Below are 11,083 nucleotides of genomic sequence, written 5' to 3'. Positions count from 1 at the left end.
GCCTCCCACAGGAGAATGCATTCCAAGTGTGGGAGCGAGCCTGCTCGCGATGGGGCCATCCGCACCACCGAAGAGCTAAAAGGTGTACACGACCTGCCCACCCACCGAAGTCTCCCACAAGGGAATGCATTCCAAGTGTCGGAGTGAGCCTGCTCGCGATGGGGCCATCCGCAACACCGGATCGCTAGAAGGTGTACACGACCTGCCCAGCCAAAGAGGTCTGCATTCGCCGCTCGACAATCGGACTGTCGGCGGCATCACCTGCCAGATACTGCGCGGCCAGCACCGTCGACACACTCCACTGATCATCAATCGGCATCGACCAGCTCAACTCCGCCCCTCGACTCACCAACCCTCCGCGAGTGTCATGCGTCCTGAACTGGCTGCGCGAAGCCTGCGCCACACTGACGCCATACCAGGTGCGCACGTAATGGCTGTCGCCAAACTGACTGTTCAGGCTGCCCACGACCTTGCCATAGTCGCCCTCATAAAACGGCGCGCTGATGCTCAGCTTCAGGCGATTCCAGGATGAACCGGTGTCGTGATCGTCATCGTCCTTTTCCAGCGCATGCTCGAACTCGGCACCGAGAATGATCGGGCCCATGTGGTAAGTCCCGTCCAGACCCAACGCCGGCCGCGACTTGATCGAGCCCATGCCGTTGAGCTCGTCCGAGCCTTTGAACCCGCTCTTGCGATCCTTGCGCACATCGCTCGCGCCGATGTACACGCTCAGGCCGAAGTCGTCTTCATCAAAAGCCCAGCCCAAACCCTTTTCCGTGTCCAGAAAGAGGCCATAGGGGCTGATAACCTTGGCGCCCAGCAGCGGCGCCACTACGCGCTCGTCGCTGCCGCTGTACCGCGGCGCGCTGGCGGCACCGGCGCGCAAGGTGTATTGCCAGTCTTCAGCGCGTAATGAGTCGGTGGGAAGCAGCAGGCAAAACGAAGTCAACGACAGACACATCGAACGTAACATGGGAGCACCCGAGGGGAGGTTGGATGCGCCCATGCTAGGCGGCCGCCGGGCGGCAATCTTTGAGAGCTTTGTCGGGAAACTGTCAAAGACTGTGAAGCGGCTTTAGCGGCTCAAACCCAGGCGTTCATGCCATTGGGCGATGGACTCCTCGGGGTAGACGTCGAATTGCTGGTCTGCAGGATGCGCCTCGACTTCCACCCACGGCGCCTTGGAGCCGAGCATCAAGTGCGTGTGTTCCGGTGGCACCGGCAATGGCGTGTCGATGGCCGAGGCAAACGGGTGGATCAGCTCCGGCCACTCAGGGCTGAACAGCCACAAACCTGACCCGCAAAGGCTGCAGAAATGCCGTTCGGCGCTGCTGCTGTGGGCGCGTTTGTCGCCTTCGTCCTTGAGTCGTGCATGATAAATCGCGATGTGCTTGCGGCCGCGGACTTTCAGGCTGGCGGCATCACCGGCAATATTGATCGAGTAACCGCCACCGCCCTGAGTCTTGCGGCAGATCGAGCAGTAGCAACGCTGATAAGGGTAGGGGTGGGCGCTGGTCAAACTGAACGACACAGCGCTGCAATGGCAGGAACCTTCGAGCTGCATGGGAACCTCCGACAAGGGTTGGGTTTACCCCAGACAGCCTAGACCGTCAGCGGACGTCGACCGGCACCAGAATCGCATCACCGGTCGCCACCAGCTTCAGCTGGTTGCCGGTTTGCGCGAACAACTCGGCGCGGGCAAACACCTGCTTTTTGCCGGCCTTCACCACCCGGCCCCTCGCGATGAACACTTCGCCAATGGCGGGTGCCAGGCAGTTGACCGAAAAATGTGAAGCCAGCACGTTGCCGGCAACCGTCCCGGCGGCGAATCCGCAGGCCGTGTCGAGCAGCGCGCCGATCAGGCCGGCGTGCAGGAAACCGGCGTATTGCGCCATGTCGGCTTCGCGAAAGGCCAGGGTCAGTTCGGCTTCGCCGCTTGCGGCTGCGGTCACTTCGAAGCCGGCCCAGCGGTTGAAGGCTGAGGTTGAGTTAATCTGTTTGAGTGCGTTGAGCATGACGAATCCCTCCGGTTGAGACACCAACATGCGCCGGGTTTTGGGGGATGTCATGGTGGATAAGGGAGGGTGATGGGCCGCAGGATTTGTGGTGAATGTGCCGCCTTCGCGAGCAGGCTCGCTCCTACAGTTGAAATGCATTCCCCTGTAGGAGTGAGCCTGCTCGCGAAGAACGATAGCGCGGTCCCGCTGGACGCCCACCCATGCCCAAGGCAGCATGGTCGCCTTCATCACCGGGGCTGAATTCATGCGACGACTGCCTTCCTTAGCAGCACTCAGAACCTTCGAATGCGCCGCCCGCCACGCGCATTTCGGCCGGGCCGCCGCCGAGCTGTGCGTCACCGACAGCGCCGTCAGCCATCAGATCCGTCAGCTCGAAGAGCACTTGGGCGTCTCTTTGTTCATCCGCGAAGGTCGGCAAATCCGCCCGACCATGGCCGCAGGGCGATTGATGCAAAGCCTGCAGCACGCCTTCGAACTGATCGGCGAGGCCTGCGATGAATTGCGCGACCCGTCGTCGTTGGCGGTGTTGCGCCTGGCGGTCACCGCCGAGCTGGCGCAAAAGTGGCTGATGAGTCGGCTCACGGACTTCTACGCGCGCTATCCGCACATCACGCTGCACCTCTACGAACAACCGATCGACGCCACGGCGCCGGGGGAGGACATCGACCTGGCGATCACGTATGGAACGGGCCCGGTCGACAGCAGCGCGTACTTCGTCCGTCCCTTGCCGGCGTTGCAATTTTTCCCGGTGTGCAGCCCCGGCCTCTTCAACCAAGGCACCCTGAAAACCCCGAAGGACCTGGCGCGCCATTGCCTGCTGCACGACGATCAGGACGGCAAGACCTGGACCGCCTGGCTCACCAGTCATGCCGGCGATCAGCGTCCCGAACGCCAACTGTATTTCGCCCACGCGGGCCTGGCGCTGGAAGCGGCGGCGCAAGGGCAGGGCGTGGCCATGGGCGACAATCTGACGGCTCAGGAAGACTTGCTCAGCGGTCGTCTGGTCCGGCCATTCACCGCCAGCATGACCGCGCTCGGGCAATATGCACTGGTGTGTGAGCGGGTGCGTCTGGAGCGTCCGGCCGTGGCGCAGATGCTGGAGTGGTTCAACGATCAGCTGATCGATTGATGAGTTGAATTCAAGTATTCCGAAATAATCATCGTTGGCGAGGAGGGCGCCGACGACCTTAGCCTGTGGTCATTCCAATCCCCGCTGATGAGGTCTGACCATGGCACGTTTGCTCGATTCCACCCCGAAACTCGATGGCTTCCGCCTGCCCGGCGAATTCGAAACCAAGGCCGGTTGCTGGCTCGGCTGGCCGGAACGTACTGACGTCTGGCGCAACGGTGCCAAGCCTGCGCAGAAAGTCTGGGTGCAGATCGTCACCGCCATTGCCCAGAGCGAACCCGTGACGGTGTGTGCTTCCGCCGCCCAGTTCGCCACCGCTCGCCGCCAGTTGCCGCCTGAGGTTCGCGTGGTGGAAATGACCTGCAACGACACCTGGTTCCGCGACAGTGGCCCGTGCTTTGTGGTCAACGACGACAGCGGTGAAGTGCGCGGCGTCGACTTCGAGTTCAACGCCTATGGCGGTCTCGACGGCGGGTTGTACTACCCGTGGGACAAGGACGATCAGATCGCCAGCAAGATCCTCGAAATCGAGCGTTTCGACCGTTATCGCGCGCCGTTGATTGCCGAGATGGGCGGGATCCAGAGTGACGGCCAGGGCAGCATCCTCACCACCGAGCAATGCCTGCTCAACCGCAATCGCAACCAACATCTGGGCAAGGAAGAAGTGACCCGTCGCCTGACCGATTACCTCGGTGCCGAGCAAATCATCTGGCTGCCACGGGGTTGCAAGTTCGACGAAACCGACGGCCACGTCGACGATCTCGCCTGCTTCGTGCGCCCCGGCGAAGTGGTGCTGCAATGGACCGATAATCGCGATGACCCGCAGTGGGAAATCTATCAAGAGGCCTACGACATTTTGCGCAGCACCCGCGACAGCCGTGGCCGCGAGTTGATCGTGCACAAGCTGCCGCAACCGGATGTGCTGGAGTGGACCGCTGAAGAAGCCGAAGGCCTGGACCAGCAAGACAGCACCCATACCCGTCAGGCCGGGACCCAAATCTGCGCGTCGTACATCAACTACTACGCCGGCAACAGCTCGATCGTGGTGCCGCTGTTTGGTGATCGCAACGATCAGGCGGCGCAGGCGACGCTGGCCGAATTGTTCCCGCAGCACACAATCGTCGGCATCGAAAACTCCCGGGAAATCCTCCTCGGTGGCGGCAACGTCGCGTGCATCACCATGCCGCAATACGCCGCCCCCGCCAATAACAGGAAGGGAGTTTAATCATGGGCCTGCACAAACTGACTCAAGCGTTATTGCTGGTGCTTGCACCCATGTGTGTGCAGGCCGCCGACACCGCGAAACCGGTGGTGAACCTGTACATCTGGGGCGAATACCTGGCCCCGGATACCCTGGCCAATTTCGAGAAGAAAACCGGCATCCATGTGGTGGTCGATCACTTCGACTCCCTTGAAACTGCCGAGACCAAACTGCTGACCGGCCGCAGCGGTTATGACCTGGTGCTGACGGCGGGGCAGCACTTGTCCCGGGCGATCCAGAGCGGGGCGATTCAAACACTGAACCTGCAACGGCTGCCGCACTTTGCTGGCGTCGGCGAAGAATTCCGCCAGCACATGGCGGCGTTCGATCCGGGCAATCGTTATGCCGGGATCTACGCCTGGGGCACTACCGGGGTCGGCTATCAGGAAGAGGCGATCAAACAGCGTTTGCCCGATGCGCCACGGGACAGCTGGGCGATGCTGTTCGACCCGGCCGTGGTGTCGAAATTTGCCGATTGCGGGGTCAGTCTGCTCAACGACCCGAACGAGGTGTTTGCCGCGGTCATGAAGTACATGGGCCTGGACATCAACCGCCAGAACCTCGATGACCTGAAACTGGCCGAACAACAATTGGCGAAGATCCGGCCGTACATCCGCTACTTCGACAATGACCTGAACATCAGCGATCTGGCCAACGGCAATACCTGCGTGGCGATGTCGTGGAACGGCAACGTGGCCATCGCGGCCGGGCAGGCCGAGGCGGCGAACAAACCGTTCAAGCTCAGTTACCGGATACCGAAGGAGGGCACGTTGATCTGGTTTGACGCCATGGTCATTCCCAAGGATGCACCGCACCCCGAGGCCGGGCTGGCGTTGATGGATTACCTGATGACACCCGAAGTGATTGCGCCGATCACGGACACCATTCACTACGCCAATGCGATTACGGCGGCGGACGGGTTGATTGATCCGGCGATTCGTAACGATCCAGGGACGTATCCGTCGGCGCAGGTGAGGGCTTCGTTGTATAGCAAGAATGACAATGGCAAGGCGTTCAACCGGGCGCTGATTCGGGCGTTTACTCGGTTGAAATCCGGGTTGTGATTGGCTTTGGGTGATGGGGTGAGTGTGAAATCGCCATCGCGAGCAGGCTCGCTCCCACAGGGGTTTTGTGAACACTCGAGCTCCAGTGTGGGAGCCAGCCTGCTGGCGATGAACGATAACGCGGTTTATTTGCCGGTCATCCGCCACAAATACCAGGAAGCCACCGTCCGATACGGACGCCACGCCAAGCCAATCTCCACCATCTGCTTACGCGTCGGCTGCACCTCCAGGCCCTTCAGCCGGCGATACCCCTCACGCACCCCAAAGTCATCCGCCGGCAAAATATCCGGTCGCTCCAGGCTGTAAATCAGCAGCATCTCGACCGTCCAGCGCCCAACCCCGCGCAAGGTAATCAACCGCTCGATCAGCGCCTCATCGTCCATCGCCAGTGCGGTGGCGTAATCCGGTACGACACCGTCCAGAGCCGCCTGCGCAATCCCTTGAATGGTCGCGATCTTGCCCGCGGAAAACCCGCAACTGCGCAGTGGATCAAAGCCTGTCGCCAGAATCTGCTCAGGCCTTGGAAACGTCGTCGCCGGAAACAACGCCAGCAGCCGGCCGATAATCGCATCCCCGGCCTTGGCGTGCAGTTGCTGATAGGCAATCGCCCGCACCAGCGATTCATAAGGATCGCGAGCTGCGTGGGGCTGATGCAGGCAGGGGCCAACGGCGGCGATGTGACGCCGCCAGTCGTCATCGATTGATGACAGAAACCCGGTCGCGGGCAGATAGGGATCGGGCATGGCGATCAAGCGTTTCCGGCAGGTTTCAGCAGGGCATTGATTTCCCCATACGTGAAGGCCTTGAGGTGGCTGCTGTCGAGTTTGCCAGTTTCCAGAAAACCTTTGGCCAGGGACGCCATGGCGCCATACAGAAATTCGGCGATGCCCGAGCCGGCACTCAGGCGTCGCACGCCGAGTGCTTGCAGCGCTTCAGGCGATGGCAACCCCGGCAACCCGAGCACATTCACCGGCAGCGGTGTGCCCTGGCACAGCGCAGCGATTTCATACTCCGCCGTGACGCCCGCCGCAAACAGCCCGTCAGCCCCCGCCGCCTGATACAACGCGGCGCGCTTGAGCGTTTCGGCGACGCGGTCTTCGGCAGGCACCAGGCCCCTTAAGTACACGTCGGTGCGGGCATTGATGAACAGCTTCACCTTGCGCCGATCGGCCACCTGCCGGGCGACTTCGATCTTGCGCACCAGCAGCTCTGGCGCAGTGGCACCGTCCTCGATATTGATCCCCACCGCACCGGCCGCGATTACCGCATCAACGACTTCGGCCACCCGCGTCAGGTCGTCGGAATAACCGGCCTCGATGTCGACGGTCAACGGCACCGAGATCACCCGGGCGATGGACTCGACGGTCGATATCAGGCGTTCGAGGGGCAGGGCATTGCCGTCCGCATATCCATGCGCCCAGGCCACCGCCGCGCTGCTGGTGGCCACGGCCTTGCAACCCAGTTGCTCGACGATGCGCGCCCCGGTGGCGTCGGCGACGTTAGTCAGGATCAATAAGCCGTCGCGGTGCAGTTGATGAAATCGAGTGTCCATCGAATGTCGTTCCTTATGACGTTTGCAGAAAATCAGGGGATCAGAATGCGAGTTGTCCGGTCAGCTGCACCGCGGCTTTTTCCAGCCGGAGCAAAAACGCCTTGCGCGGTTGCCCTCCACCATAGCCCGTCAACGAGCCGTCTGCACCGATCACCCGGTGGCAGGGCAATACAATCGAAAGACGGTTCTGCCCGTTGGCCAGGCCCACGGCGCGACTGGCGCCGGGCTTGCCCAGTGTTGCGGCGATGGTGCCGTAGGTGCTGGTCTGGCCGTAGGGGATCTTCGCCAGTTCAGCCCAGACCTGCCGCGCAAATTCGCTGCCGGGCAAGTGCAGTGCGACGGTGAATTCAGTGAGTTTTCCGGCGAAATACTGGGTCAGCTCGGCTTCAATCTGCTGCAAATGGGCGTTGTGTCCCGGCGCCACGGCATAGCCATAACGCTTCTGCAGTTCTTCGACTTCCCGGGTCAGTGCCGGTCGATCCAGAAACTCCAGCAGCACCAGCCCACGGCGTTCGGCCATGGCGATCATCGGCCCAAGCGGTGTGGTCAGGCGCGTGAACAACAGCGGCTCGCTGTTGGCCGCGCGGCCCGGCGTGATGTGAAAGGATTTTTGAAACGCATCGCGAAAACCGCTCAGGGATTCGTAGCCCGAGTCAAACGCCACATTGTCGATGGAATCGCCCTGTTTGATACCGCCCAACGCCATCCCCAGGCGTCGGGTGCGCAGCCAGGCGTGGAAGGTCATGCCGAAATGCTGCTTGAACCAGCGGCGCAGTTTCAGCGGCTCGATGCCCTCTGCCAATAACTGGGCATCGGTCCAGCGCAGGTCGGGATCGTTGTCCACCGATTTGAGCAGCCCCTGCACCCAGTCCGGCGCAATGGCCGCGGCGTCCAGCGGTTTGCAGCGCAGGCAAGCGCGATAGCCCGCCGACATGCACTCATCGGCGTGGGCGAAGAACTCGACGTTCTCCGGCTTGGGCTTGCGCGCCGTGCAACTGGGGCGGCAGAAGATTCCAGTGGTCTTCACGGCAGTAAAGAACACCCCCTCGTAGGCGGTGTCTCGTTCGAGCATGGCGCGAACCATCTCGGCGTGGGGCGGAAGAAAAGCGTTTTGTAGGTTCATGGGCTGAGCATAAGGCCCGTTGGGCGACGTCTCCACCGGAAAATCGACAGGGAATTTTGCTGACTCGTTACAGGGGGGCGATGCGGTCCCATTCGATTTTCGGTTCGACGTGCGGTGCCATACACCCGCGACGGGCCGGCCAGTCCCCAATGGCTTTTGTGCCGGCGAATTCCGAAGAGTCTTTGTTATAGACAGGCTCGCGACCAAAACCAACGCACTTTCCCCCTGCTAATGCTTGTGTCGGTGATGGATGTCCGGAAAGTGTGGATGGCTGTGGCGGATCGGCGTGTGCTGATGTTCGTGGCTGTGCGGCTCGGTCCCGTCCCACTCGAATGAATGCTCATGTTGATGATGCTCGTCATGCACGTGCCGATGGCCATGGGTGAGTGCCACGTGCTGATGCTCATGGGCATGATGCTCCCTGAGATGTATCCAGACGCCCAGGCCCATCAGCAACGATGCGATCCAGAACGTCAGGGAAACCGTCTCACCGAACAGCAGGAGGGCGATGGCGGCGCCGAGAAAAGGCGCCGTGGAAAAGTAGGCGCCCGTACGTGCAGTGCCCAGCCCGCGCAACGCCAGCACGAACAACACCAGGCTGATGCCGTAGCCGAGGAAGCCGACGATCAACGTCGGCCCGATTACCGTGATGTGCGGCAGTTTTGCCCCCAGCAGCAACGCCAGCGAGCAGTTCACCAACCCTGCGGCCAGCCCCTTGATCCCGGCGATGAACACGGCATCCGAGGCCGACACCTTGCGCGTGAGGTTGTTATCGAACGCCCAACAGGCGCAGGCCAGTGCGACCGCCAGTGGCCCGATCCAGCCTTGTGGCTGAGCCGAATCGTGCGGCCACGCCAGGAGCAATCCACCCGCGACAATGGCCAGCATCCCGGCGACGATGCGTCGGTCTGCATTTTCCTTGAACACGACCCACGCCAGCACGGCAGTCAGTACCGCTTCGAGGTTGAGCATCAGCGAGGCCGTGGCGCCGGAGGTCAGGGTCAAACCAAACATCAGCGCCACCGGCCCCAACACGCCGCCAAACACGATGGCACCGATCAGCCAGGGCCATTCAGACGCTTTCAGGCCGCTGGGCTGCCAGCCCCGGTCGCGGATCAGCCTGACGAGGGTCAAGCCCAGCCCGCTGCCCAGATACAGCAATCCAGCCAGCAGGATCGGCGAGACGTCCAGGCCCAACACCTTGGCCAGCGGCGTACTCGCCCCAAACAGCGCGGCTGCGCTCAGGGCATAGACAACGTTCAGGTTCATTCGAGGCTCGGCGAGTATTGATTAGTGATGCAGCGCAGTTTGAACCTGCGCTGCATCCCGTCAACCCCTGGAATCAGGCGCGACGCGCCATCAACAGCACCGAAGCCGCCGCCGACAACAACCCCGCGCAGCAACGGTTGAATAGCCGCTTGCCCCGGGGCTCGGCAAACCAGCGGCGCATGTGCAGGCCCATGTAGGCGTAGGCGCTGATGGCGATCCATTCCAGCATCAGGAACAACGCACCGAGCAACGCAAACTGTGGCGTCACGGCGCGGGTCGGGTCGACGAACTGCGGCAGGAACGCGGTGAAGATCAGGATCGCCTTGGGGTTGCCGGCCGCCACCAGAAACTCCTGTCGCGCCAGCGCCAACACGCCGACCGACGCACCCGTCGCGGCTTTTTCGACGCCCGGATCGGCGCGCCACAATTGCCATGCGAGGTAAAACAGATACGCCGCGCCAACGATCTTGATGCCGTAGAACAGCAACTCGGACGTTTGCAGCACCACCGCCAACCCGGCCGATGCCAAGGCAATCATCCCGGCAAACGCCAGCAACCGCCCGATCCCGGCCACGCAGGAGATGCGGTAGCCGTAGCGGGTCGAGTTGCTGACCGACAGCAGATTGTTCGGGCCCGGCGCCATGTTCAGGGCGAAGCAGGCGGGGATAAACAGCGTGAGCGTGGCGAGGTCCATGACAGGTCTCCGGTAACGAGAGCGGTATTTTTATCATGGGCGGCGGGGGCTTTCCCCGTACAGCGGTGGACGCAAGTCGCCGTACACTTTTGTTGTTTGTCGTGAGTGCGCGCCCGCTCATTCAACATGATTTGCGGGCGCTTGTTTAAAACCCGTCGGGTTTACTTCCTGAAAGCTACAAATCCTTGCGCCGTTGCCTACGGCTGCGCCAGAATCCGCCGGCTTGTGTGCTGTAGACCTTGATTCTATTGTTTCCGTGCCGCTGAACACTCAGCGGTCGGGCTTGGAAACTCGACGGGTAAACGACACGAAGGCACCTCTTCATAACGTATTTTTTCGCACTAAGTGCGTTGCGTTATGGCGGCTGTGCGTGGGAGACCTTATAGGTCTGCCGGGCTCGTTTACCCTGGTTTTCCAACCTGCGTACAGCTGCCACCCCTTCGCTTGGAAACGAACGTGGCAGCCTCACCAGTAAACGAGGTTTCACCATGTTCAAAGTCACACCAAACCCGCCGGACACCGATCCGGTTTCCCCATACGAACCTGACTCAAAGAAGCTCAACGAGGCTGCGGAACGGGCGCTCGACTTCCACTTCCCGTCGAATGCCGATATCAAAGCCACTCCGCGAATACGCAGCGCCCTGTTTTCCGTAGACCCCGAGGCCTCGGCCGAAACCCTGGCGGTTTATCTGGTCGAGACCCTGGCCTCGGTCGATGTGATGGTCCATCAGTTGGTGGATCATCTGGAGGGTGAATCGCGTTACGCGTTGTTGGGTATATCCAACAGCATCATGACGGCGGAGATCACGGCAAACCGGGTGTTGGATAAGATTGATCTGCCCAAGTAGGTGCCGCTTGCTGTGGTGAGTGGCTAACGGATGTTTGGCTGTTCATCAGGGCCAGAAGTGACATAGCCGCGACTCGTACGTTTCAAACGCGAAGAACCCCCAGTGGTCTGCCGATCACTGGGGGT

Annotated in this window: 12 protein-coding genes; 4 read left to right on the top strand and 8 right to left on the bottom strand. The window is 61.4% G+C overall.

Going from position 1 to position 11,083, the window contains the following annotated elements; all coding sequences use genetic code 11:
• Window positions 1–184: 184 nt before the first annotated feature.
• The 3 genes from FHL16_RS33135 to FHL16_RS33125 all read right to left on the bottom strand — a co-directional run bounded on the left by FHL16_RS33135 (window position 185) and on the right by FHL16_RS33125 (window position 2,015).
• On the bottom strand, window positions 185–973 hold the full coding sequence (locus FHL16_RS33135) for a MipA/OmpV family protein (protein ID WP_077750494.1): 789 nt from the start codon (window positions 971–973) through the stop codon (window positions 185–187).
• A gap of 102 nt (window positions 974–1,075) precedes the next feature.
• Window positions 1,076–1,564 (bottom strand): GFA family protein, encoded by a 489-nt coding sequence (locus FHL16_RS33130; protein WP_010459717.1) that lies wholly within the window; start codon window positions 1,562–1,564, stop codon window positions 1,076–1,078.
• Between the two features lie 46 nt (window positions 1,565–1,610).
• On the bottom strand, window positions 1,611–2,015 hold the full coding sequence (locus FHL16_RS33125; RefSeq protein WP_077750493.1) for a PaaI family thioesterase: 405 nt from the start codon (window positions 2,013–2,015) through the stop codon (window positions 1,611–1,613).
• 247 nt (window positions 2,016–2,262) lie between these two features.
• Between FHL16_RS33125 and FHL16_RS33120 the strand changes: the two genes are divergently transcribed.
• The 3 genes from FHL16_RS33120 (at window position 2,263) to FHL16_RS33110 (ending at window position 5,472) form a co-directional block, all read left to right on the top strand.
• Window positions 2,263–3,147 (top strand): LysR substrate-binding domain-containing protein, encoded by an 885-nt coding sequence (locus FHL16_RS33120; protein WP_077750496.1) that lies wholly within the window; start codon window positions 2,263–2,265, stop codon window positions 3,145–3,147.
• Between the two features lie 100 nt (window positions 3,148–3,247).
• Window positions 3,248–4,372 carry an agmatine deiminase gene (gene aguA, locus FHL16_RS33115; RefSeq protein WP_077750492.1) on the top strand — a complete coding sequence of 375 codons (1,125 nt, stop codon included), beginning with the start codon at window positions 3,248–3,250 and terminating at the stop codon, window positions 4,370–4,372.
• Between the two features lie 2 nt (window positions 4,373–4,374).
• Entirely contained in the window at window positions 4,375–5,472 is a 1,098-nt protein-coding gene (locus FHL16_RS33110) for an extracellular solute-binding protein (protein ID WP_077750491.1), read from the top strand.
• 125 nt (window positions 5,473–5,597) lie between these two features.
• On the opposite strand, the gene FHL16_RS33105 is transcribed toward FHL16_RS33110, so the two are convergent.
• The 5 genes from FHL16_RS33105 to FHL16_RS33085 all read right to left on the bottom strand — a co-directional run bounded on the left by FHL16_RS33105 (window position 5,598) and on the right by FHL16_RS33085 (window position 10,110).
• The gene (locus FHL16_RS33105; protein WP_077750495.1) at window positions 5,598–6,215 is read right to left on the bottom strand and encodes a DNA-3-methyladenine glycosylase family protein; all 618 of its coding nucleotides are present in this window, start codon (window positions 6,213–6,215) and stop codon (window positions 5,598–5,600) included.
• A 5-nt stretch (window positions 6,216–6,220) separates the two neighbouring features.
• On the bottom strand, window positions 6,221–7,024 hold the full coding sequence (locus FHL16_RS33100; RefSeq protein ID WP_077750490.1) for an isocitrate lyase/PEP mutase family protein: 804 nt from the start codon (window positions 7,022–7,024) through the stop codon (window positions 6,221–6,223).
• A gap of 40 nt (window positions 7,025–7,064) precedes the next feature.
• Window positions 7,065–8,147 (bottom strand): bifunctional transcriptional activator/DNA repair enzyme AdaA, encoded by a 1,083-nt coding sequence (locus tag FHL16_RS33095; protein ID WP_077750489.1) that lies wholly within the window; start codon window positions 8,145–8,147, stop codon window positions 7,065–7,067.
• 228 nt (window positions 8,148–8,375) lie between these two features.
• Window positions 8,376–9,416 carry a DMT family transporter gene (locus FHL16_RS33090; protein ID WP_077750488.1) on the bottom strand — a complete coding sequence of 347 codons (1,041 nt, stop codon included), beginning with the start codon at window positions 9,414–9,416 and terminating at the stop codon, window positions 8,376–8,378.
• Between the two features lie 73 nt (window positions 9,417–9,489).
• Window positions 9,490–10,110: a LysE family translocator gene (locus FHL16_RS33085; RefSeq protein ID WP_010459735.1), complete on the bottom strand. Its 621-nt coding sequence runs from the start codon at window positions 10,108–10,110 to the stop codon at window positions 9,490–9,492.
• A gap of 488 nt (window positions 10,111–10,598) precedes the next feature.
• Here FHL16_RS33085 and FHL16_RS33080 point away from each other — a divergent pair, with 488 nt between their 5' ends.
• Window positions 10,599–10,958, top strand: a complete 360-nt coding sequence (locus FHL16_RS33080) for a DUF6124 family protein (protein WP_077750487.1) — start codon at window positions 10,599–10,601, stop codon at window positions 10,956–10,958.
• The last annotated feature ends 125 nt before the right edge of the window (window positions 10,959–11,083 follow it).

Source organism: Pseudomonas sp. FSL W5-0299 (assembly GCF_005930655.1).
Lineage (GTDB): Bacteria > Pseudomonadota > Gammaproteobacteria > Pseudomonadales > Pseudomonadaceae > Aquipseudomonas > Aquipseudomonas mandelii.
This window is presented reverse-complemented; position numbering and strand designations above follow the sequence as displayed.